The 23,945-nt window shown below is 52.0% G+C and carries 21 protein-coding genes; 15 read left to right on the top strand and 6 right to left on the bottom strand.

Annotated elements, in window-relative coordinates:
- Positions 1-12: 12 nt before the first annotated feature.
- Together btuF and mtnN are read right to left on the bottom strand one after the other, a co-directional pair.
- Positions 13-813, bottom strand: coding sequence for a vitamin B12 ABC transporter substrate-binding protein BtuF (btuF, locus tag AB182_RS20950; protein WP_047371777.1), 801 nt, complete (start codon positions 811-813; stop codon positions 13-15).
- Positions 806-1,504: a 5'-methylthioadenosine/S-adenosylhomocysteine nucleosidase gene (mtnN, locus tag AB182_RS20945; RefSeq protein ID WP_047371776.1), complete on the bottom strand. Its 699-nt coding sequence runs from the start codon at positions 1,502-1,504 to the stop codon at positions 806-808. Before mtnN ends, btuF begins: the two co-directional genes overlap by 8 nt.
- Positions 1,505-1,611: 107 nt before the next feature.
- Between mtnN and dgt the strand changes: the two genes are divergently transcribed.
- The 3 genes from dgt to cdaR all read left to right on the top strand — a co-directional run bounded on the left by dgt (position 1,612) and on the right by cdaR (position 6,030).
- Entirely contained in the window at positions 1,612-3,126 is a 1,515-nt protein-coding gene (gene dgt / locus AB182_RS20940) for a dGTPase (RefSeq protein ID WP_047371775.1), read from the top strand.
- A 135-nt stretch (positions 3,127-3,261) separates the two neighbouring features.
- Positions 3,262-4,710 (top strand): serine endoprotease DegP, encoded by a 1,449-nt coding sequence (gene degP / locus AB182_RS20935; protein WP_047371774.1) that lies wholly within the window; start codon positions 3,262-3,264, stop codon positions 4,708-4,710.
- 162 nt (positions 4,711-4,872) lie between these two features.
- The gene (gene cdaR / locus AB182_RS20930) at positions 4,873-6,030 is read left to right on the top strand and encodes a DNA-binding transcriptional regulator CdaR (protein WP_047371773.1); all 1,158 of its coding nucleotides are present in this window, start codon (positions 4,873-4,875) and stop codon (positions 6,028-6,030) included.
- 101 nt (positions 6,031-6,131) lie between these two features.
- On the opposite strand, the gene AB182_RS20925 is transcribed toward cdaR, so the two are convergent.
- From AB182_RS20925 to map, 4 genes are all read right to left on the bottom strand, one after another.
- A complete protein-coding gene (locus AB182_RS20925; protein WP_039078428.1) occupies positions 6,132-6,521 on the bottom strand; it encodes a DUF3461 family protein in 390 nt (129 codons plus the stop codon).
- A 121-nt stretch (positions 6,522-6,642) separates the two neighbouring features.
- Positions 6,643-7,467 carry a 2,3,4,5-tetrahydropyridine-2,6-dicarboxylate N-succinyltransferase gene (dapD, locus tag AB182_RS20920; protein ID WP_039078429.1) on the bottom strand — a complete coding sequence of 275 codons (825 nt, stop codon included), beginning with the start codon at positions 7,465-7,467 and terminating at the stop codon, positions 6,643-6,645.
- Positions 7,468-7,497: 30 nt separating this feature from the next.
- Positions 7,498-10,173 (bottom strand): bifunctional uridylyltransferase/uridylyl-removing protein GlnD, encoded by a 2,676-nt coding sequence (glnD, locus tag AB182_RS20915; protein WP_047371772.1) that lies wholly within the window; start codon positions 10,171-10,173, stop codon positions 7,498-7,500.
- Between the two features lie 184 nt (positions 10,174-10,357).
- Positions 10,358-11,149: a type I methionyl aminopeptidase gene (gene map / locus AB182_RS20910; RefSeq protein WP_047371771.1), complete on the bottom strand. Its 792-nt coding sequence runs from the start codon at positions 11,147-11,149 to the stop codon at positions 10,358-10,360.
- A gap of 377 nt (positions 11,150-11,526) precedes the next feature.
- Between map and rpsB the strand changes: the two genes are divergently transcribed.
- The 12 genes from rpsB (at position 11,527) to fabZ (ending at position 23,942) form a co-directional block, all read left to right on the top strand.
- Positions 11,527-12,252 (top strand): 30S ribosomal protein S2, encoded by a 726-nt coding sequence (rpsB, locus tag AB182_RS20905; protein WP_047371770.1) that lies wholly within the window; start codon positions 11,527-11,529, stop codon positions 12,250-12,252.
- A gap of 139 nt (positions 12,253-12,391) precedes the next feature.
- The gene (gene tsf / locus AB182_RS20900) at positions 12,392-13,243 is read left to right on the top strand and encodes a translation elongation factor Ts (protein WP_047371769.1); all 852 of its coding nucleotides are present in this window, start codon (positions 12,392-12,394) and stop codon (positions 13,241-13,243) included.
- A gap of 146 nt (positions 13,244-13,389) precedes the next feature.
- Complete coding sequence (gene pyrH, locus AB182_RS20895) at positions 13,390-14,115, top strand: UMP kinase (RefSeq protein WP_039078434.1); 726 nt, start codon at positions 13,390-13,392, stop codon at positions 14,113-14,115.
- Positions 14,116-14,267: 152 nt separating this feature from the next.
- Entirely contained in the window at positions 14,268-14,825 is a 558-nt protein-coding gene (gene frr, locus AB182_RS20890; protein WP_039078435.1) for a ribosome recycling factor, read from the top strand.
- Between the two features lie 95 nt (positions 14,826-14,920).
- Positions 14,921-16,120 carry a 1-deoxy-D-xylulose-5-phosphate reductoisomerase gene (ispC, locus tag AB182_RS20885; protein ID WP_047371768.1) on the top strand — a complete coding sequence of 400 codons (1,200 nt, stop codon included), beginning with the start codon at positions 14,921-14,923 and terminating at the stop codon, positions 16,118-16,120.
- A 183-nt stretch (positions 16,121-16,303) separates the two neighbouring features.
- A complete protein-coding gene (ispU, locus tag AB182_RS20880) occupies positions 16,304-17,062 on the top strand; it encodes a (2E,6E)-farnesyl-diphosphate-specific ditrans,polycis-undecaprenyl-diphosphate synthase (RefSeq protein WP_047371767.1) in 759 nt (252 codons plus the stop codon).
- 12 nt (positions 17,063-17,074) lie between these two features.
- Positions 17,075-17,932: a phosphatidate cytidylyltransferase gene (gene cdsA / locus AB182_RS20875; RefSeq protein WP_047371766.1), complete on the top strand. Its 858-nt coding sequence runs from the start codon at positions 17,075-17,077 to the stop codon at positions 17,930-17,932.
- 11 nt (positions 17,933-17,943) lie between these two features.
- Positions 17,944-19,293, top strand: coding sequence for a sigma E protease regulator RseP (gene rseP / locus AB182_RS20870; RefSeq protein WP_047371765.1), 1,350 nt, complete (start codon positions 17,944-17,946; stop codon positions 19,291-19,293).
- 31 nt (positions 19,294-19,324) lie between these two features.
- Entirely contained in the window at positions 19,325-21,739 is a 2,415-nt protein-coding gene (gene bamA / locus AB182_RS20865; RefSeq protein ID WP_047371764.1) for an outer membrane protein assembly factor BamA, read from the top strand.
- Positions 21,740-21,858: 119 nt separating this feature from the next.
- On the top strand, positions 21,859-22,353 hold the full coding sequence (gene skp / locus AB182_RS20860; RefSeq protein ID WP_039078473.1) for a molecular chaperone Skp: 495 nt from the start codon (positions 21,859-21,861) through the stop codon (positions 22,351-22,353).
- A 3-nt stretch (positions 22,354-22,356) separates the two neighbouring features.
- Positions 22,357-23,382, top strand: coding sequence for a UDP-3-O-(3-hydroxymyristoyl)glucosamine N-acyltransferase (gene lpxD, locus AB182_RS20855; RefSeq protein WP_047371763.1), 1,026 nt, complete (start codon positions 22,357-22,359; stop codon positions 23,380-23,382).
- Between the two features lie 104 nt (positions 23,383-23,486).
- Positions 23,487-23,942: a 3-hydroxyacyl-ACP dehydratase FabZ gene (gene fabZ / locus AB182_RS20850; protein ID WP_004145858.1), complete on the top strand. Its 456-nt coding sequence runs from the start codon at positions 23,487-23,489 to the stop codon at positions 23,940-23,942.
- Positions 23,943-23,945 lie beyond the last annotated feature (3 nt).

Below are 23,945 nucleotides of genomic sequence, written 5' to 3'. Positions count from 1 at the left end.
TTCAATCCCCGGTTATTTCACCTGCGCCAGGGCAGGGCAGAGTTGTTGAGCGGCGAGGATAATACGCGGACCTGCGCGCTCAAACCAGTCGCTGGTTAGCGGAATAACGGGAATATCGAGCTGTTTGCGCCAGAATTGTTCGATTTTAGGAATTTCGCTCGCATCTCCTGCTACCACGATAGCATGGGGTTCGCGCGCCAGCACTTGCTCACGGCTCACCTGGGGCCAGGGAACCCGGCTGGCGGCAAAGATATTTTCGCCGCCGCAAAGTTCCAGCACTTCATTTTGCAACGAGCCTTTACCGCTGGTGAAAAGCGGTTCCCCGCCAAACTGCAAAAATACGGGTTTTTTACTTTGCCCGGCATACTGTTTTTTTAGCGCGTGGTACTGGGCAAGCAGCTCAGTTGATGCCTGCTGCGCTTGTTTGGGGTGTGGGCTGTATTGCGCGAGTTCGGCCAGAGATTCCGCGACCTGTTCGATGGTCACAGCATCCAGCCACAGCACCTTGATACCCAGCCGTTCCAGTTGATCAACCTGACGTTCCGCATTGCCGCCGCGCCAGGCGAGGACGACGTCGGGTTTTAACGCCACAATCCGCTCGATGTTCAGCCCTTGCCAGGTGGCAACCTGCTCGATTTTTTTCGCCTCAGGGGGAAAGTCGGAATAGCTGCTGACGCCCACGGGCGTGATGCCAGCGGCAAAGGCCATTTCCGTATTCGCAGGAGAAAGGGAGATAACGCGCGGCGCGGCGCTAAGCCACGCCGAAGCAAAAATAAGCAGGGCGGCCAGCGCCCTGAACAGATGTTTAGCCACGAGCCAGGTTCTGCACCAGTGTCTCAACCATCAGGCTGGACTGTTTCGCGGCAACCACCAGGAACTCATCAAAGCTCAGGTGGGATTGCTGATCGGCTACGTCAGAGATCGCTCGTACCACCACAAACGGCACGCCAAAGTTATGGCAAACATGCGCGATGGCGGTGGCTTCCATTTCGACGGCTACCGCCTGCGGGAAGTTATGGCGAATTTTGGCCAGACCTACGGAGCCGTTAATAAAGGCATCGCCGCTGACGATCAGACCGCGAACCGCATTCAGATTGAGCTGTTTAATGCAGCTTTCTGCCGCCGTAATCAGCTTTTCATCCGCCTTAAAGCCCGCCGGACAGCCGGGTAACTGGCCGAATTCGTAGCCAAAGGCAGTGACGTCCGCGTCGTGATAGCGCGCTTCGTCAGAGACAACGATATCGCCGACTTTCAGCGTTGACGCCAGACCACCGGCGGAACCTGTATTGATAATCACATCTGGCTTGCAGCGTTCCAGCAGCAGGGTTGCGCCCATTGCGGCGGCCACTTTGCCGATGCCAGATTTCAGCAAGGCGACTTCTGTACCATTCAGCGTACCGGTGTAAATTTCACAGCCGCCAATAGTCAGCGTCTGACGATTTTCGATTTTGTCACGCAGCAGCGTAACTTCTTCTTCCATTGCACCAATAATGCCAATTTTCATGGAGATACTCGCTAATGTGATAAGACAGGGTTACGTTTTCAGGGCATAGTCTATCATGGCATACACAATTGCATGATATCCGTGACGCCTCGCTGACAGGAGAGGAAATGGCTGAGATCGATTTTCGCAAAAAAATAAACTGGCATCGTCGCTTCCGCTCGCCGCAAGGCGTGAAAACTGAGCGCGAAATCCTGCGCATTTTTGAAAGCGATCGGGGCCGGATAATCAATTCAGCGGCGATTCGTCGTCTGCAGCAAAAAACACAGGTCTTTCCCCTGGAACGCAACGCGGCGGTACGCACGCGATTGACCCATTCGCTGGAAGTACAGCAGGTTGGGCGTTACATCGCCAAAGAAGTGTTAAGCCGCCTGAAAGAGCTTCGCCTGCTTGAAACCTATGGCCTGGATGAACTTACCGGGCCGTTTGAAAGCATTGTTGAGATGGCGTGTCTGATGCACGACATCGGTAATCCGCCGTTTGGTCATTTTGGCGAGGCGGCGATCAATGACTGGTTCCGCCAGCGCCTGGCGCCAGAGGATGCGGCCAGCCAGCCGCTGACGGACGATCGCTGCGAAGTGGTGGCACTGCGTCTGCGGGAGGGGGAGGACACGCTGAACGCGCTACGTCGCAAAGTGCGCCAGGATCTGAGCCATTTCGAAGGAAATGCGCAGGGTATTCGCCTGGTTCACACCCTGATGCGCATGAATCTGACCTGGGCGCAGGTGGGGTGCATTTTGAAATATACCCGTCCTGCCTGGTGGAACGGTCCGCCGCCACCCTCCCACAGCTATTTAATGAAAAAGCCGGGTTTTTATTTTTCCGAAGAGGCGTATGTTGCACGGCTGCGTAAAGAACTTGATCTTGATACTTACAGTCGTTTCCCGCTGACGTGGATAATGGAAGCTGCAGACGATATTTCTTATTGTGTTGCTGACCTTGAAGATGCGGTGGAAAAGCGCATTTTTACCGCAGAGCAACTCTATCAGCATCTCTATGACGCCTGGGGTGAACACAGTAAAGGTTCATTATTCTCTCAGGTAGTGGAAAACGCCTGGGAGAAATCCCGGGCAAATTCATTAAGCCGCAGCGCCGAAGATCAGTTCTTTATGTACTTACGTGTAAATACATTAAATAAACTTGTACCGTATGCCGCGCAGCGATTTATTGAAAACTTACCGCAAATATTCAGCGGGGAATTCAATCACGCACTGCTGGAGGATGACAGTGATTATAGTCAGCTCCTTGAACTTTATAAAAATGTCGCCATTAAAGAGGTGTTCAGCCATCCCGATGTTGAACAACTGGAGTTACAAGGATACCGCGTGATCAGTGGGCTGCTGGAGATTTATCGTCCACTGCTGCAATTATCGCTGGCGGATTTCTCAGAGCTGGTGGAAAAAGATCGCGTGCGACGCTTCCCTATTGAATCACGCTTGTTCCAGAAGTTATCAACGCGTCATCGGCTGGCTTACGTTGAAGCCGTGAGCAAATTATCCCAGGAAGAGTCCGACTTCGCGATAATGGAATATTACCATCGCTGTCGCCTCATCCAGGACTATATCAGCGGAATGACGGATTTATATGCATGGGATGAATACCGTCGCTTGATGGCTGTCGAATAATCGGTTGGGAATTGTAAAGACGGACAATAAATTTTTACTTTTTCCAAAAACTTAATCCCGGAACTTCACGCTATAAAGCGACTCTGAGTGATACATACACAGCCGTTTGCGTTACCAGTAAAGAGATTGAGAGACATGAAAAAAACGACATTAGCAATGAGTGCACTGGCGTTGGCTTTAGGCCTGGCGCTGTCCCCTGTTTCCGTGATGGCTGCTGAAACCGCGTCATCGGTATCGACTTCGCAGCAGATGCCAAGCCTGGCGCCTATGCTTGAGCAGGTCATGCCATCCGTTGTAAGCATTAACGTAGAAGGCAGCACGACGGTCAACACGCCGCGTATGCCGCGTAACTTCCAGCAGTTCTTCGGTGATAATTCCCCGTTCTGCCAGGATGGTTCTCCCTTCCAGGGCTCGCCTTTCTGTCAGGGCGGCGGTGCGCCGGGTGGACAAGGTGGCCCGGGAAATGATGGCGCTCAGCAGCAGAAATTTATGGCACTGGGCTCGGGTGTCATCATTGATGCGGCTAAAGGCTATGTGGTGACAAACAACCACGTGGTAGATAATGCAACCTCCATCAAAGTTCAGTTGAGCGATGGTCGTAAATTCGATGCCAAAATCGTTGGTAAAGACCCGCGTTCTGATATCGCGCTGGTGCAAATTCAGGATCCGAAAAACCTGACGGCGATTAAAATTGCCGACTCTGACGCGCTGCGCGTTGGGGATTATACCGTTGCCATCGGTAACCCGTTTGGCCTGGGGGAAACCGTGACTTCGGGCATCGTCTCTGCGCTGGGGCGTAGCGGCCTGAATGCGGAAAACTACGAAAACTTTATCCAGACCGATGCGGCGATCAACCGGGGGAACTCCGGCGGTGCGCTGGTTAACCTGAATGGTGAACTGATTGGTATCAATACCGCAATCCTTGCTCCGGATGGCGGCAACATCGGTATCGGCTTTGCGATCCCAAGCAATATGGTGAAAAACCTGACGGCGCAGATGGTGCAGTATGGTCAGGTACGTCGCGGCGAACTGGGCATTATGGGTACTGAACTGAACTCTGAGCTGGCGAAAGCGATGAAAGTGGACGCCCAACGCGGTGCCTTTGTCAGCCAGGTTATGCCGAACTCTGCCGCTGCGAAAGCTGGTGTGAAAGCCGGTGATGTGATTACTTCACTGAATGGCAAACCGATCAGCAGCTTCGCCGCGCTGCGTGCGGAAGTGGGTTCTATGCCTATCGGCAGTAAGGTAGAGCTGGGTCTGGTGCGCGATGGTAAACCGGTGAGCGTGAGCCTCGAACTGCAGCAGAGCAGCCAGAATCAGGTTGATTCCGGGAATATCTTCAGTGGTATCGAAGGCGCAGAGATGAGTAACAATGGCAAAGAGGAAGGTGTGGTTGTTACTACGGTGAAACCTAACACGCCTGCTGCGCGCATTGGCCTCAAGAAAGGCGATATCATCGTCGGTGCTAACCAGCAGCCGGTGAAAAACCTTGGCGAGTTGCGCAAAATCATCGACAGCAAGCCTTCGGTTCTGGCTTTGAATATTCAGCGTGGTGATACTTCAATCTATCTGCTGATGCAGTAATCCGCATAAACCCTCTTCTTCCATCCGGAGGAAGAGGGTGCTCTCCTCAGATTTTGTGAGGCCTTCCACAACTCCATACTTCCGCCGCCTGCTTTGTGCTTTTGCACAATGCACACCGTAATTTTCTCCCTTATGCTTGTGCTCTGCTCACGGGAGGGTTACATGGCTGGCTGGCATCTTGATACTAAAATGGCGCAGGATATCGTGGCGCGCACTATGCGCATTATCGATACAAACATTAACGTAATGGATGCTCGTGGCCGCATTATTGGTAGCGGCGATCGCGAGCGAGTTGGGGAATTGCACGAAGGTGCATTGCTCGTACTGGCGCAAGGGCGCGTGGTGGATATCGATGATGCGGTGGCTCGTCACCTGCATGGGGTCCGTCAGGGCATCAATTTGCCGTTGCGTCTGGAGGGTGAAATCGTCGGCGTTATTGGCCTGACTGGGGAACCAGAGTCGTTGCGCAAATACGGCGAGCTGGTATGCATGACTGCCGAAATGATGCTTGAACAATCTCGCCTGATGCACCTGCTGGCCCAGGATAGTCGTCTGCGTGAAGAGCTGGTAATGAACCTGATTCAGGCAGAAGAGCATACGCCAGCACTCACCGAATGGGCGCAGCGTTTGGGGATCGATTTAAATCAGCCGCGTGTGGTTGCCGTGGTGGAAGTCGATAGCGGGCAATTGGGCGTGGACAGCGCCATGGCCGAGCTCCAGCAACTGCAAAATGCCCTGACCACACCTGAGCGCAACAACCTTATTGCGATTGTCTCGTTAACCGAAATGGTGGTACTCAAACCAGCGCTGAACCAGTTTGGCCGCTGGGATGCGGAAGATCACCGTAAGCGCGTTGAACAGTTGATTCAGCGCATGAAAGAAAACGGCCAGTTGCGTTTTCGCGTTGCGCTGGGTAACTACTTTACCGGGCCGGGCAGTATCGCCCGCTCATACCGTACTGCACGCACCACTATGATGGTGGGCAAACAGCGCATGCCTGAAAGCCGTAGCTATTTCTACCAGGATTTGATGCTACCGGTCCTGCTCGACAGTTTACGCGGTGGCTGGCAGGCAAATGAACTTTCCCGCCCGCTGCAGCGCCTTAAAGCGATGGATAATAACGGCCTGTTGCGGCGTACGCTTTCCGCATGGTTCCGCCACAATGTTCAGCCGTTGGCGACGTCAAAAGCGTTGTTTATTCATCGCAATACGCTGGAATATCGGCTGAATCGTATTTCTGAACTCACCGGGCTGGATTTGGGAAATTTTGACGACAGGCTGCTGCTTTATGTGGCGCTACAACTGGACGAACAGCGCTAGGTAAAAAACAAAACGGCAACCGTTGGGCTGCCGTTTTTGAGGTTTTCTCCCTCTCCCGTGGGAGAGGGCGGGGTGAGGGCATCAGACTGCACCCATCATCATTATTTATTGCGCGTCAGCTTTTCCAGATCGGACTCAATTTCGCTGATCTTGTTCGCGACAACGCTTTCCAGATGGCGGAGATCATCCAGGATCTTACGTTTCAGATCGACATCCGTACGGTCACGCTGACAGATTTGATCCAACTCGTCGATCACGTAGCGCAGGTTTGGACTGATCTCCTGCACCTCTTTGTAGCCCTGACCGATGCCATCCGCGACGACTGTTTTGCGCTGACGAGGGTATTTAAACTTAACGCTCTTAGCAAAAAACTCGCCTTTATCCTTGTGGAAATAGATTTTCAGAATGTCGTTGTTTGCTTCCTGACGGAGGCTATAGCGATCAATTTCATCAGGATTGGTGATGCCTAAACTTTTCAGATTATCGTACATAGCGGTACCCTTAAGCTCAACATAACCTATGAATAATTAACGAAAAAATCTATTTTCGCCACCTGGAAATGCAAAAAAGGCGGGATATGTCACCCTCTCCCGAATTGGGAGAGGGTACGACTTAGTCGATGGTGCGCAGCAGTTCGTTGATACCGACTTTACCACGCGTTTTGGCATCGACTTTTTTCACGATGACAGCGCAATACAGGCTGTATTTACCGTCTTTAGACGGCAGGTTGCCTGAAACGACAACGGAGCCCGCTGGTACGCGGCCATAGTGAACTTCGCCCGTTTCGCGGTCATAAATACGCGTACTTTGTCCAATGTACACGCCCATAGAGATCACAGAACCTTCTTCAACAATAACACCTTCCACAACCTCGGAACGTGCGCCGATAAAGCAATTATCTTCAATAATGGTCGGATTGGCCTGTAATGGCTCCAGAACACCACCAATTCCGACGCCGCCAGACAGGTGAACGTTTTTACCGATCTGCGCACATGAACCGACCGTCGCCCATGTATCGACCATGGTGCCTTCATCAACGTAAGCGCCGATATTCACATAAGACGGCATCAGTACGGTGTTACGGGCGATGAATGCACCCTGACGCACTGCCGCAGGCGGCACGACGCGGAAGCCTTCTTTCTGGAAACGCGCTTCGTCGTAATCGGCGAATTTCATCGGTACCTTATCGAAGTAGCGGCTTTCCGCACCTTCGATAACCTTATTATCGTTAATGCGGAAAGAGAGCAGCACGGCTTTCTTCAGCCACTGGTGAGTGACCCACTGACCATCAATTTTCTCTGCGACGCGCAGCGCGCCGGAATCTAACAGGGCAATAACCTGGTTAACCGCTTCACGGGTAACGGTATCTGCGTTTGCCGGGGTAATCTCTGCGCGACGCTCGAAAGCGGCTTCAATAACGTTCTGTAACTGCTGCATTGTTAAACTCTTTCCATATAAAAAAACACGTCACCCTTTATCGTTTGGATTGAGGGCCTCTGTCAACCGTTGTTGTACCTCCTTTTGCAGCTCATCATTAAGGCCACGCCGGTCGGCAGTCGCGATTATAAATAAATCTTCTACTCGCTCACCAATTGTCGTAATTCTCGCTCCATGGAGAGAAATGCCAAGGTCGGCAAACACCTTGCCCACGCGGGCCAGCAACCCAGGTTGGTCCAGCGCGATAAGCTCCAGGAAACTTTTTCGGTCGGTATGCGTCGGCAGAAAATTCACTTCTGTATCGACGGTAAAATGGCGCAACTTAGCCGGTTGGCGACGAGGCTGAGGTGCCTGCCAGCTGTGCTGTGTAATCGCCTGTTCCAGGCCAAAGCCGATTGCGTCATGACGATCCGGCGACAGTGGGCTACCGTCTGGCTCCAGCACGATAAACGTATCCATCGCCATGCCATCACGGGTCGTGAAAATCTGTGCGTCGTGTACGCTCAGGTTACGCCGGTCCAGTTCGGCGCAGACGGCGGCAAACAAATAAGGCCTGTCCGGGCTCCAGATAAAAATCTCGGTACCGCCGCGCGTGGCCTGCGGGCTGAGCAGGATCAACGGCTTACTCAGATCATGTTGCAACAGATGCCGCGCGTGCCAGGCAAGCTGGTTTGGACTGTGGCGGACGAAGTAGTTCGCGCGACAACGTCCCCAAATCTGGTGCAGTTGCTCTTCATCTATATTGTCCATACGCAGTAGCGCCAGCGCCTGAAGCTGATGGTGGCGCACGCGTTCGCGCATATCAGGCGTGTTTTGCATGCCCCGGCGCAGCTGTTTTTCTGTGGCGAAATAGAGTTCACGCAGCAGGCTCTGCTTCCAGCTATTCCACAAGGTTTCATTGGTGGCGCAAATATCTGCCACGGTCAGGCACACCAGGAAACGCAGACGGTTTTCTGTCTGCACTTCTTCGGCGAACTGTTTGATAACCTCCGGGTCCTGGATATCGCGCCGCTGGGCGGTGACGGACATCAGCAAGTGATGGCGTACCAGCCAGGCAACCAATTGCGTCTCCCGGGAGTTAAGACCGTGTAATTCGGCAAATTTCAGCACATCCTGCGCGCCGAGTACCGAGTGGTCGCCTCCGCGACCTTTGGCGATATCGTGGAACAGTGCAGCGATCAGGATAAGTTCGGGATGCGTCAGACGAGGCCACAATTCTACGCAAAGCGGATGGCGCTGACGTGTCTCTTCATCTGCGAAACTTTCCAGTTTCAGCATCACCCGGATGGTGTGTTCGTCGACGGTATAGGCATGGAACAGGTCGAATTGCATCTGCCCGACAATGTGCGACCACTGCGGCATGTAGGCCCACAAAACGCTATGGCGGTGCATCGGCAGCAGGCCGCGCTTCACGGCGCCGGGATGGCGGAGCATGCTGAGAAAAATTGACCGTGCTTCGGGGATATAGCACAGCGGCTGTATCAGGTGGCGTCTCGCATGGCGCAGATGTCGCAAGGTGGTGGAATAGATACCGGTGATACTGCTGTTACGCACCATCATATAGAACATACGCAAGATAGCCTGCGGCTCGCGGATAAACAGATTATCATCGCGCAGGTCAATCAGCGTGCCGCGAAGCTGAAATTCGTCATCAATCGGTCGCGGCTTTTCGTCGGCGGTGAGCGCCAGAATGGCCTCATCGAACAGCTGCAACAGCATATGATTCAGTTCGGTTACGCGACGAGTGACGCGAAAGAAATCCTTCATCATATGTTCGACCGGTTGGTTCCCCTCACCGACGTAATTCAGGCGTTGGGCGACGCTGAGCTGGCGGTCAAACAGCAGACGGTTGTCATAGCGGTTGAGTTCAAGGTGCAGGGCGAAGCGGATACGCCAGAGCAGGTGCAAACACTCATTTAGCTCGTTGCGTTCGGCTTCGGTTAAAAAGCCAAACCCCACCATTTCATCCAGTGAGGTTGCGCCAAAGTGGCGACGTGCGACCCATTGCAGGGTGTGGATATCGCGCAGGCCGCCAGGGCTGCTTTTGATATCAGGCTCCAGATTGTAACTGGTGCCATGATAACGCTGGTGACGCTCATTTTGTTCCGCCACTTTGGCCGGGAAGAATTTTTCTGATGGCCAGAAATCTTCACTGAAAATATGCTTTTGCAGTTCAAGAAACAGAGCGACATCGCCAATTAACAAGCGTGATTCAATCAGGTTAGTGGCGACCGTTAAATCGGAAAGTCCTTCCTGTAGACACTCGCTTAGCGTACGTACGCTGTGGCCGACTTCCAGTTTAACGTCCCATAAGAGCGTGAGCAGTTCGCCGATTTTCTGCGCCTGTTCGTCCGGCAATTTCGTGCGGCTCAAAATGAGAAGATCGATATCCGACAGCGGGTGCAACTCGCCGCGGCCGTAGCCCCCCACGGCCACCAGCGCGGTATCGCTGATGTCGCCAAAACCATACTCCAGCCACAGGCGTTGCAGAAGTTGATCGATAAACTCCGTGCGCGCTTCTATCAGTTGTTCGGCAGAAAGACCGGCGTCAAAAACATGCCCCAGCCATTGCTGAAAAGTATCGATATGCGCCTTGATGGTGGCGCAATTCAGTTCGTCCTGCGACCAGTTTCCCGGATAGTCCGGTTGACCCGGAAGGGTGGGTTTCACCGTACTGATGAATTGTTCAGAAAATGTATTGCTCATTAACAGGCCACCCATAAGTTGAAGGCAGGACGCGACATAACCGAAGCAGACAGCGTTCGGGATGCGAAGACATATGCGACAAATTAGAAGAGATAACGAGAAATGAAAAGTCGTTTATATATATGACGCGAAGCGGGGCTGAGGGGAGAAAACAACGGCCCGCAGCGCGGACCGTTAAATACTCTTACGCGGCGGTTAACACTGCGTCGATAGTGTCATCTTTGCGCAGGGTCAGAATCTCGCACCCTGTGTCGGTAACCACAATTGTATGCTCATACTGCGCCGAGAGGCTGCGGTCTTTGGTTTTCACCGTCCAACCGTCTTTCATGGTGCGGATACGGTAATCACCCGCATTTACCATTGGCTCGATGGTAAAGGTCATCCCTTTTTGCAGCACTACGCCGCCGTCGTCCGCATCGTAGTGCAGCACCTGCGGCTCTTCATGGAAAACGCGACCAATACCGTGGCCACAATATTCACGTACCACAGAGAAGCCTTCTGCTTCCACGAACTTCTGAATTGCCGCGCCGAGGGTGCGCAGACGAATACCCGGTTTCACCATTTTCAGCGCCAGATAGAGGCTCTCCTGGGTGATACGACATAGACGCTCGCCCAGAATGGTGGGTTTACCGACGATAAACATTTTCGACGTGTCGCCATGGTACTCATCTTTAATTACTGTCACGTCGATGTTGACGATATCACCATCTTTCAGCAGTTTTTCGTCGTCCGGAATACCGTGGCAGACCACTTCATTAATAGAGATGCAAACGGATTTCGGGAAACCGTGATAGCCAAGGCAGGCGGAGATGGCATGCTGCTCGTTAACGATATAATCATTACAGATACGATCCAGCTCGCCAGTGCTGATGCCGGGCTTAATGTAAGGTTCGATCATTTCCAGCACTTCGGCGGCGAGGCGGCCGGCAATGCGCATTTTTTCAATTTCTTCTGGAGTCTTTATTGAGATAGCCATGAATTCTGTCCATCAGCGTCGAATTTTTCGACAATACTAGTCTAAGTGCTGTCAATGGTAACAGTCTGACGAGTACTGTGCCAAATTGAGAATCATTCTGAACTTCGTCTTTCGCACCGCACGTGTACTGAGATGCTTCGCTGTAACAGGAAATTCATCGTTCAGCGCCGCGCGTAGCGCCAACAATTATTGGAGTCTGACGCCTGTTTATGGTATAAAGCGCGCCGGACTTCCGTTCCTCTTCGGAACTGAGGCGACCAAATCTCACTTTGTGTAATAACACACACGTATCGGCACATATTCCGGGGTGCCCTTCGGGGTCGGTAATATGGGATACGTGGAGGCATAACCCCAACTTTTATATAGAGGTTTTAAACATGGCTACTGTTTCCATGCGCGACATGCTCAAGGCTGGTGTTCACTTCGGTCACCAGACCCGTTACTGGAACCCGAAAATGAAGCCGTTCATCTTCGGTGCGCGTAACAAAGTTCACATCATCAACCTTGAGAAAACTGTACCGATGTTCAACGAAGCTCTGGCTGAACTGAACAAGATCGCTTCTCGTAAAGGCAAAATCCTTTTCGTTGGTACTAAGCGCGCGGCAAGCGAAGCGGTGAAAGAAGCTGCAAACAACTGCGACCAGTTCTTCGTGAACCATCGTTGGTTGGGCGGCATGCTGACTAACTGGAAAACCGTTCGTCAGTCCATCAAACGTCTGAAAGACCTGGAAACTCAGTCTCAGGACGGTACTTTCGACAAGCTGACCAAGAAAGAAGCGCTGATGCGCACTCGTGAGCTGGACAAGCTGGAAAACAGCCTGGGCGGTATCAAAGACATGGGCGGCCTGCCGGACGCACTGTTTGTTATCGACGCTGACCACGAGCACATCGCGATCAAAGAAGCAAACAACCTGGGTATCCCGGTATTTGCTATCGTTGATACCAACTCCGATCCGGACGGTGTTGACTTCGTTATCCCGGGTAACGACGACGCAATCCGTGCTGTTAGCCTGTACCTGAATGCTGTTGCTGCGACCGTCCGTGAAGGCCGTTCTCAGGATCTGGCTGCTCAGGCGGAAGAAAGCTTCGTAGAAGCTGAATAATAAGGCTTGCTCTTTAAGAGCCCTTATTAACCAGGTAGTTACAAGTTTGGTTAGGGGGCCTGTCTCAGGCCCCTTTTTTACTTTCATATCTGTGCGGTTCTGCGAGCCGGGCAGGTCAAATTCTCCCGAGGATTAAAGAATGGCTGAAATTACCGCATCCCTGGTAAAAGAGCTGCGTGAACGTACTGGCGCAGGCATGATGGATTGCAAAAAAGCACTGACTGAAGCTCACGGCGACATCGAGCTGGCAATCGAAAACATGCGTAAATCTGGTGCTATCAAAGCCGCGAAAAAAGCAGGCAACGTTGCTGCTGACGGCGTGATCATCACCAAGATCGACGGCACCTACGGTATCATTCTGGAAGTTAACTGCCAGACTGACTTCGTTGCGAAAGACGGTGGTTTCCAGGCATTTGCTAACAAAGTTCTGGACGCAGCGGTTGCAGGCAAAATCACTGACGTTGAAGTTCTGAAAGCACAGTTCGAAGAAGAACGTGTAGCGCTGGTTGCTAAAATCGGTGAGAACATCAACATCCGTCGTGTTGCTTCTCTGGAAGGCGAAGTGCTGGGTTCTTACCTGCACGGTGCGCGTATCGGTGTTCTGGTTGCGGCTAAAGGCGCAGACGAAGAGCTGGTTAAACAGCTGGCGATGCACATCGCTGCAAGCAAACCAGAATTCGTTAAACCGGAAGACGTGTCTGCTGAAGTGGTAGAAAAAGAGTACCAGGTTCAGTTGGACATCGCCATGCAGTCTGGCAAACCGAAAGAAATCGCTGAGAAAATGGTTGAAGGCCGCATGAAGAAATTCACCGGCGAAGTTTCTTTGACTGGTCAGCCTTTCGTTATGGATCCGAGCAAAACCGTTGGCCAGCTGCTGAAAGAGCAGGGCGCTGATGTAACGAACTTCATCCGCTTCGAAGTGGGCGAAGGTATCGAGAAAGTTGAGACTGACTTCGCAGCAGAAGTTGCTGCCATGTCCAAGCAGTCTTAATGATTAAAGCAGCCGCCTGAGGGCGGCTTCTTTTTGTTCCCGTCAGAGTAAAATCAGCCAATCGCTATAGTGTTTGCGCTGACAGGCGACGTATCATATCGCCGGATTTAAACCCGTCTAATTGTTGACAGTCTCAGGAAAGAAACATGGCTACCAATGCAAAACCCGTCTATAAACGCATTCTGCTTAAGCTGAGCGGCGAAGCCCTGCAGGGTTCCGAAGGTTTCGGTATTGATGCAAGCATCCTTGACCGCATGGCGCAAGAAATCAAAGAACTGGTTGAACTGGGTGTTCAGGTTGGGGTGGTAATTGGTGGCGGTAACTTGTTCCGTGGGGCTGGCCTGGCGAAAGCGGGTATGAACCGCGTGGTGGGTGACCACATGGGCATGCTGGCTACGGTCATGAATGGCCTGGCAATGCGCGACGCGCTGCATCGCGCCTATGTGAATGCCCGCCTGATGTCCGCATTTCCGCTGAACGGTGTGTGTGACAACTACAGCTGGGCTGAGGCAATCAGTCTGCTGCGTAACAATCGTGTTGTGATCTTTAGTGCCGGTACGGGTAACCCGTTCTTTACGACAGATTCTGCCGCCTGCCTGCGTGGCATTGAGATCGAAGCGGATGTCGTACTGAAAGCCACCAAGGTGGATGGCGTGTTTACTGCCGATCCGGCAAAAGATCCGGCTGCGACCATGTACGACCAACTCAGTTATACCGAGGTTCTTGATAAAGAACTGAAAGTCATGGATCTTGCTGCCTTTACTCTGGCCCGCGACCATAAATTACCTATCCGTGTGTTCAACATGAACAAGCCGGGTGCGTTGCGTCGTGTGGTAATGGGTGAAAATGAAGGCACTTTGATTACGGAATAATTCCCGTAAGCAACAAATAAGGGTAAGATTCCGCCTTAATTTATTTAGCAGTTCTGTCAGGCATCTTCACGGTGCCTTGTACTGAACGAGACTATACTAACCACTCAAGTGGCGTATGGTTTGCCTGAGACAAGATTTCAAGGATTCGTAACGTGATTAGCGATATCAGAAAAGATGCTGAAGTGCGCATGGAAAAATGCGTAGAATCGTTCAAAACCCAAATCAGCAAAGTGCGCACAGGCCGTGCTTCTCCGAGCCTTCTGGATGGTATCGTCGTTGAGTATTACGGTACTCCGACGCCGCTGCGCCAGCTGGCGAACGTAACGGTAGAAGACTCCCGTACGCTGAAAATCAACGTGTTCGATCGTTCCATGGGCCCGGCCGTTGAGAAAGCCATTATGGCGTCTGACCTCGGTCTGAACCCTAGCTCCGCAGGAACCGACATTCGCGTTCCGCTGCCGCCGCTGACCGAAGAACGTCGTAAAGACCTGACCAAAATTGTTCGTGGCGAAGCTGAACAAGCACGCGTTGCCGTTCGTAACGTACGCCGTGACGCGAACGACAAAGTAAAAGCGCTGCTGAAAGATAAAGAAATCAGTGAAGATGATGACCGTCGTTCTCAGGAAGACGTGCAGAAACTGACTGACGCTGCAATCAAAAAAGTCGATGCGGCGCTGGCGGATAAAGAAGCAGAACTGATGCAGTTCTGATTCAAAAACCGACGAAAAACGCCGTACAGAGAGCCGCCACGGGGGCTTTGCTGGCGGCGTTTTGCTTTTAATCTGCACAATATTGTGAGCGTTTCATGAAGCATTTAACCCTTCTGGGCTCAACAGGTTCTATTGGTTGCAGCACGCTCGATGTGGTTCGCCACAATCCCGATCGCTTTTCCATTACTGCCCTGGTTGCGGGTAAAAATGTTACCCGTATGGTGGAACAATGTCTGGAATTCACCCCGCGTTTTGCGGTGATGGATGATGAAGCCAGTGCGCGTCAGCTAAAAGCTGGGTTGCAACAACAGGGCTGTCCGACGCAGGTCATGAGTGGTCAACAGGCGGCCTGTGAGATGGCTGCGCTCGATGATGTCGACCAGGTGATGGCGGCGATTGTTGGCGCTGCCGGCCTTGTGCCTACGCTTGCGGCCATTCGCGCGGGTAAAACCGTGCTGCTTGCCAATAAAGAGTCGCTGGTTACCTGCGGACGTCTTTTTATGGACGCAGTAAAAGAGAGCGGGGCGCAGCTCCTCCCGGTGGATAGCGAACATAACGCTATTTTTCAGAGTTTACCGGAAACAATCCAACAAAACCTGGGGTACGCTGATTTAGAGCAGAATGGCGTTTCGTCTATTCTGCTTACCGGGTCTGGTGGCCCGTTCCGTGAAACGCCCATGTCCGAGCTGGCTTCAATGACGCCGGATCAGGCATGTCGTCATCCGAACTGGTCGATGGGGAGAAAGATCTCCGTTGATTCCGCCACCATGATGAACAAAGGTCTGGAATACATTGAAGCGCGCTGGTTATTCAACGCTTCCGCCCGCCAGATGGAAGTGCTTATTCACCCGCAATCGGTGATCCACTCCATGGTGCGTTATCAGGACGGCAGTGTTTTAGCGCAGCTTGGTGAACCGGATATGCGTACACCGATTGCACATACTATGGCCTGGCCTGAACGTGTGCCCTCCGGTGCCAACGCCCTCGATTTTTGTAAACTGAGTGCGTTGAGCTTTGCCGCACCTGATTATGACCGCTACCCTTGCCTGAAACTGGCGATAGATGCGTTTGCGCAGGGGCAGGCAGCGACCACGGCGCTGAATGCGGCGAATGAGGTAACGGTGTCGGCATTTCTGGCTTCCGCTATCCGGTTTACGGATATTGCTGCGCTGAATCTGTCTGTTCTGGAACAGATGGTATTAAGCGAACCACAAAGTATTGATGATGTATTGGCTGTGGATCGGCTTGCACGTGATGCCGCGCAAAAACAAGTGACGCGCTTCGCAAGCTGGTGATAATCCAGCCACTAATAGTCATGCTATTTGTTAGCGTTGGGCTTCGGTGATATAGTCTGCGCCATCCATCAGCCTGTTTAATGTCGGGCTGTCAGGGGAAGCCGTGGTTGACACGGCTTTTTTGCGTAAAGGCTTTTGTATTCCTGAGTACCGCTAAATCCTTTTCAGGGACTAAAACGCGTTATGTTGTCTGCGAATCAACCAATGAGCGAAAATTTGCCAGCGCATGGCTGCCGCCATGTAGCAATCATTATGGACGGCAATGGTCGCTGGGCGAAAAGACAAGGAAAGATACGGGCATTTGGACACAGAGCTGGTGCGAAATCAGTTCGCCGGGCCGTTTCTTTTGCTGCCAACAGCGGGATTGATGCGTTAACGCTTTACGCGTTCAGTAGTGAGAACTGGAATCGTCCGGCGCAAGAAGTCAGTGCGCTAATGGAATTATTTGTATGGGCGTTGGACAGTGAAGTGAAGAGCCTGCACCGACATAATGTGCGTTTGCGCATTATTGGTGACACCAGCCGTTTCAACGCGCGTCTGCAAGAGCGTATTCGTAAAGCGGAAGCGTTGACTGCTCAGAATACAGGGTTGACGCTAAATATCGCGGCGAATTATGGCGGACGCTGGGATATCGTACAGGGAGTACGGCAATTGGCCGTTCAGGTTCAGGAAGGGGTATTACGTCCTGATCAGATTGATGAAGATTTGCTGAGTCAGCAAATCTGTATGCATGAACTGGCACCTGTAGATTTAGTGATTAGGACGGGTGGGGAACATCGCATAAGTAACTTTTTACTTTGGCAAATTGCCTATGCCGAACTTTACTTTACGGATGTTCTTTGGCCCGATTTTGATGAACAAGACTTTGAAGGTGCGCTGCATGCCTTTGCCAATCGAGAGCGTCGTTTCGGCGGCACCGAGCCAGGTGGCGACAAAGCCTGATGGGGGTAGCTTTTGCTGAAGTATCGCCTGATTTCTGCGTTTGTATTAATACCCATTGTCATTGCTGCATTGTTCTTATTGCCGCCCGTGGGTTTTGCGATTGTTACGCTCGCCGTTTGCATGCTGGCAGCATGGGAGTGGGGGCAACTGAGCGGTTTTACGTCACGGACACAGCGTGTCTGGCTGGCGGTATTATGTGGGCTGGTACTGGCGCTGATGTTGTTTATGCTGCCGGAGTACCATCATAATATTCATCAGCCAGTGGTTGAGGTTTCGCTTTGGGCTTCACTTGCCTGGTGGATTATCGCTCTGGCGCTGGTGCTGGGGTACCCGGCATCTGCAGCGATTTGGCGTAATTCGAAACCCATACGGTTGATTTTCGGCGTTCTCACAATTATTCCTTTTTTCTGGGGTATGCTGGCGCTACGGTCGTGGCATTATGCTGATAATCACTACAGCGGGGCGCTATGGCTGCTGTATATCATGATCCTGGTATGGGGCGCTGATTCTGGTGCGTACATGTTTGGCAAACTGTTTGGCAAACATAAGCTGGCGCCGAAGGTGTCACCGGGAAAAACCTGGCAGGGCTTTATTGGCGGCTTGTTTACCGCAGGAATTATTTCCTGGGGCTATAGTGCGTGGGCAAATCTGGATGTTTCGCCATCGACATTATTACTCTGTTCTGTGATCGCGGCGCTGGCCTCGGTGCTGGGCGATCTGACGGAAAGCATGTTTAAGCGTGAAGCCGGTATCAAAGACAGTGGTCATCTAATCCCCGGTCACGGTGGTATACTTGACCGCATCGACAGCCTGACGGCGGCGGTTCCTGTATTTGCCTGCCTGTTGTTACTGGTTTTCAGGACGATTTAACGGACGGTTTTATGCTGAGCTTTCTCTGGGATTTGGCGTCGTTCATTGTTGCGCTTGGTGTTCTTATCACCGTGCATGAATTTGGCCATTTCTGGGTTGCTCGCCGTTGCGGCGTGAGAGTGGAGCGTTTTTCCATTGGTTTTGGCAAAGCGCTCTGGCGTCGCAAGGACAAGCAAGGTACGGAATTCGTTATTGCCGTCATTCCGCTTGGTGGTTACGTCAAAATGCTGGATGAGCGCGTTGAACCGGTGACGCCGGAAATGCGCCATTACGCCTTCAACAATAAAACCGTTGGCCAGCGTGCTGCGGTTATCGCGGCGGGACCGATCGCCAATTTCCTCTTTGCTATCGTGGCTTACTGGCTGGTCTTTATCATTGGTGTACCGGGTGTTCGACCGGTTATTGGTGAAATTGCGCCCAATTCCATCGCGGCAAATGCGCAAATTACGCCAGGTACGGAACTTAAAGCGATTGATGGTATCGAAACGCCTGATTGGGACGCTGTGCGTTTGCAATTGATCTCCAAAATTGGCGACAAGCAAACCACACTCAGCGTGGCACCGTTTGGCAGTAATAACCGTCAGGACAAAGTTCTCGATTTACAACAGTGGAATTTTGCACCTGACAAAGACGACCCGCTAGCGTCATTAGGGATTCGTCCTCGCGGTGCACAGATTGAACCGGTATTAGCTGAGGTACAATTAGGCTCGGCTGCAAGCAAAGCAGGTTTGCAAGCTGGCGACAGGATCGTTAAAGTCGATGGTCAGCAGTTAACGCAGTGGATGACGTTTGTCACCCTGGTGCGCGATAATCCGGGCACACCGTTAGCACTGGACATTGAAAGGCATGGGAGTCCCTTGTCTTTAACGCTGATTCCGGATGAGAAACCCGGTAACAAGGCGGAGGGTTTTGCCGGCGTTGTGCCGAAAATTATCCCGCTGCCGGATGAATATAAGACAGTACGCCAGTACGGACCATTTAGCGCCATCGCTGAAGCCACGGACAAGACGTGGCAGTTGATGAAGCTGACGGTCAGTATGTTGGGGAAATTGATAACCGGTGACGTAAAACTGAACAACCTCAGTGGGCCGATTTCGATCGCTCAGGGGGCTGGGATGTCAGCGGAGTTCGGGTTGATTTACTACCTGATGTTCCTCGCGTTGATAAGCGTGAACTTAGGCATCATCAACCTGTTCCCATTACCTGTCCTTGACGGGGGTCATCTGCTGTTTTTAGCGATTGAGAAGCTGAAAGGCGGACCGGTATCCGAGCGGGTTCAAGACTTTAGTTATCGCATTGGCTCGATTTTGCTGGTGTTGTTAATGGGGCTTGCACTTTTCAATGATTTCTCTCGGTTGTAAGAGAGTTTGTTAGGAAGAACGCATAATAACGATGGCGATGAAAAAGTTGCTCATAGCGTCGCTGCTGTTTAGCAGCGCCACCGTATACGGTGCTGACGGGTTCGTAGTGAAGGACATTCATTTCGAAGGCCTGCAGCGTGTCGCCGTTGGTGCGGCCCTCCTCAGTATGCCGGTTCGCCCAGGCGACACGGTGAATGATGAAGACATCAGTAACACCATCCGCGCCCTGTTTGCCACTGGTAACTTCGAGGATGTCCGCGTACTCCGCGACGGTGATACCCTTCTCGTTCAGGTAAAAGAACGTCCGACTATCGCCAGCATCACATTCTCCGGCAACAAGTCGGTGAAAGATGACATGCTCAAGCAGAACCTTGAAGCTTCTGGTGTACGTGTAGGCGAATCTCTGGATCGCACTACCCTGTCTGATATTGAAAAAGGCCTGGAAGATTTCTACTACAGCGTTGGTAAATACAGCGCCAGCGTGAAGGCGGTCGTTACGCCTCTGCCACGTAACCGTGTTGACCTTAAGCTGGTCTTCCAGGAAGGCGTATCAGCGCAGATCCAACAGATCAACATCGTCGGGAACCATGCGTTCAAGACCGAAGAGCTGATCTCCACCTTCCAGTTGCGCGATGAGGTGCCGTGGTGGAACGTTGTAGGCGATCGCAAATACCAGAAACAGAAACTGGCGGGCGACCTTGAAACTCTGCGCAGTTACTATCTGGATCGCGGTTATGCGCGTTTTAATATTGATTCCACGCAGGTGAGTCTGACGCCGGATAAAAAAGGCATCTACATCACCGTCAACGTGACCGAAGGGGATCAGTATAAACTCTCGGGTGTTGAAGTCAGCGGCAATCTGGCGGGTCACTCCGCAGAGATTGAAAGCATGACCAAAATCCAGCCGGGTGAACTGTATAACGGCACCAAAGTGACCAAAATGGAAGATGATATTAAAAAGCTTCTTGGTCGCTATGGCTATGCCTACCCACGCGTTCAGTCGCAGCCGGAAATCAACGATACGGATAAGACCGTTAAGCTGCATGTGAACGTCGATGCAGGTAACCGTTATTACGTGCGCAAAATTCGCTTCGAAGGTAACGACACGTCTAAAGATGCCGTACTGCGCCGTGAAATGCGTCAGATGGAAGGCGCCTGGCTGGGTAGCGACCTCGTAGATCAGGGTAAAGAACGTCTGAACCGTCTGGGTTACTTCGAAACGGTAGATACCGATACGCAGCGTGTGCCGGGCAGTCCGGACCAGGTTGACGTCGTGTATAAAGTTAAAGAGCGTAACACCGGTAGCTTCAACTTCGGTGTCGGCTACGGTACAGAAAGCGGTGTTAGCTTCCAGGTTGGTGTTCAGCAGGATAACTGGCTGGGTACCGGCTACTCTGTGGGTATCAACGGTACGAAGAACGACTACCAAACCTATTCCGAATTCTCGGTCACTAACCCGTACTTTACGGTGGATGGTGTGAGTCTCGGCGGGCGTATCTTCTACAATGACTTTAAAGCAGACAATGCTGACCTGTCTTCCTACACCAACAAAAGTTATGGTCTGGATGGCACGTTAGGCTTCCCGGTTAACGAATACAATACCCTGCGTGTGGGCTTAGGCTATGTCCATAATGATCTGTCGAAGATGGAACCGCAGGTGGCGATGTGGCGTTATCTGGACTCCATTGGTCAAAGCGCCAGTAAAACCGATGATAATAACGGTTTCACGGCAAACGACTTCACCTTCAACTATGGTTGGACATACAACAACCTTGACCGTGGTTACTTCCCGACCAAGGGTTCCCGTGTCAACCTGAACGGTAAGGTGACGATTCCGGGTTCCGATAACGAGTTCTACAAAGTTACGATTGATACGGCGTCTTACTTCCCGATCGATGACGATCACAAATGGGTTGTACTGGGTCGTACGCGTTGGGGTTACGGGGACGGCTTAAGTGGTAAAGAACTGCCGTTCTATGAGAACTTCTATGCCGGTGGTTCAAGCAGCGTTCGTGGCTTCCAGTCCAACAACATCGGTCCGAAAGCCGTTTATTACGGAGCGAAAGGGCTGGATAACTGTGACTCGACGACGAAAAAATACTGTAGCTCCAGTGACGCCGTGGGCGGGAACGCAATGGGCGTGGCGAGCGTAGAGTTCATTACGCCGACGCCGTTTATCAGTGAGAAGTATGCGAATTCTGTGCGTACATCGTTCTTCTGGGATGCAGGTACAGTTTGGGATACCAACTGGCAAAATACTGCTGATATGAAGGCATTAGGCGTACCGGATTACAGTGACCCGAGCAATATCCGTATGTCCGCGGGTATCGCCTTACAATGGATGTCCCCATTGGGGCCGTTGGTTTTCTCCTACGCCCAGCCGTTTAAGAAATACGATGGAGACAAGGCAGAACAGTTCCAGTTTAACATTGGTAAAACCTGGTAATTTGCCGCTGCGAAGGAATGCATAAGTAGTGTCGTGATGGTGAGGCAGTGCACGTTGTACTGCCCGCCAACGCAAAGAACGGTACCTCCGGGTACAAACGGGATGGTGAGGAGTTAATTGTGAAAAAGTGGTTATTAGCTGCAGGTGTAGGTTTGGCAATGGCAACGTCTGCTCAGGCGGCCGATAAAATTGCGGTCGTGGACATGAACAGCCTGTTCCAACAGGTTGCGCAGACTTCTGGCGTTTCTCAGACAATGAAAAACGAATTCAGTGGCCGTGCCAGCGAACTGCAGCGTATGGAATCCGATCTGCAGACTAAAATGCAGCGTTATCAGCGTGACGGTTCCACAATGAAAGCGGCCGATCGTACTAAGCTGGAAAAAGATATCCAGGCTCAGCGTCAGGATCTGGCCCAGAAAGGTCAGGCTTTTGAACAGGATCAGGCTCGTCGTTCTAACGAAGAACGTGGCAAGCTGATGACCAAAATCCAGGCTGCTGTGAAGAAAGTTGCTTCCGATCAGGGTGTGGATCTGGTTATCCCTTCCAACGCCGCTATCTACAACAGCAATGACGTTAAAGACATCACTGCTGATGTACTGAAACAGGTTAAATAAGTAATGCCTTCAATTCGACTGTCTGATTTAGCTCAACAGTTGGATGCAGAGTTACACGGTGATGGCGATATCGTCATCACCGGCGTTGCGTCCATGCAATCTGCTAAAGCAGGGCAAATCACCTTCATGGTAAACCCAAAATACCGTGAAAGCTTAGCCGCCTGTCAGGCGTCTGCTGTCGTAATGACGCAGGACGATCTTCCTTTTGCCACAAGCGCTGCACTGGTAGTGAAAAACCCCTACCTGACATACGCACGCATGGCCCAAATTCTTGATACCACGCCGCAACCGGCACAGAACATTGCCCCAGGGGCGGTGATCGATCCCGATGCGACGCTGGGGAACAACGTGGCGATTGGCGCAAATGCGGTCATCGAATCCGGCGTGACGCTTGGCGACAATGTTGTCATCGGTCCGGGCTGCTTCGTTGGGAAAAATACGAAAATTGGTGCGGGCTCCCGTTTATGGGCCAATGTGACCATTTACCACGAGATCGAGATCGGTGAGAATTGCCTGATTCAATCAGGCACAGTAATCGGTTCTGACGGTTTTGGTTATGCCAACGATCGTGGTAACTGGGTTAAGATCCCGCAACTTGGCCGCGTTATCATTGGCGATCGTGTTGAAATTGGTGCATGCACCACCATCGATCGCGGTGCGCTGGATGATACCCGTATTGGTAATGGCGTCATCATTGATAATCAGTGTCAGATTGCACATAACGTCGTGATTGGCGACAATACCGCGGTTGCTGGTGGCGTCATCATGGCGGGTAGTTTGAAAATTGGCCGTTATTGCATGATTGGCGGTGCCAGCGTTATCAACGGGCATATGGAAATCTGCGATAAAGTCACCGTGACGGGAATGGGGATGGTGATGCGTCCTATCACCGAGCCAGGAATTTATTCCTCCGGGATCCCGCTACAGCCAAACAAGGTGTGGCGTAAAACCGCAGCCCTGGTGATGAACATTGATGACATGAGCAAGCGCCTCAAGGCTATTGAGCGCAAGGTCAATAAAGAAGACTAATAGCTCGCTCGCTACGTTTAAACTTCCCGGCCTGTCGGCATTCTTACGATTGCCGCGGGCCGTGTTATTATGGCCTTTTAGTATATTTAGACAGGAAGAGTATTTTGACTACTGACACTCATACTCTGCACATTGAAGAGATTCTGGAGCTTCTGCCGCACCGTTACCCGTTTTTGCTGGTAGACCGTGTGCTGGACTTTGAAGAAGGTCGTTTTCTACGCGCAGTTAAAAATGTTTCGGTAAATGAGCCTTTTTTCCAGGGGCATTTCCCTGGTAAACCGATTTTGCCTGGCGTGTTGATTCTGGAAGCGATGGCGCAGGCGACCGGTATTCTGGCGTTCAAAAGCGTCGGTAAACTGGAACCTGGCGAGCTCTACTATTTCGCAGGTATCGATGAGGCGCGCTTTAAGCGTCCGGTTGTGCCAGGCGATCAAATGATCATGGAAGTCACCTTCGAAAAAACGCGCCGTGGCCTGACTCGCTTCAAGGGTGTCGCGCTGGTAGACGGCAAAGTTGTTTGTGAAGCTACTATGATGTGTGCACGTAGCCGGGAGGCCTGATAC

The sequence above is a fragment of the Phytobacter ursingii genome (genome assembly GCF_001022135.1).
GTDB lineage: Bacteria > Pseudomonadota > Gammaproteobacteria > Enterobacterales > Enterobacteriaceae > Phytobacter > Phytobacter ursingii.
The sequence above is the reverse complement of the archived record's forward strand: the minus strand, read 5'-3'. Positions and strand labels throughout refer to the sequence as shown.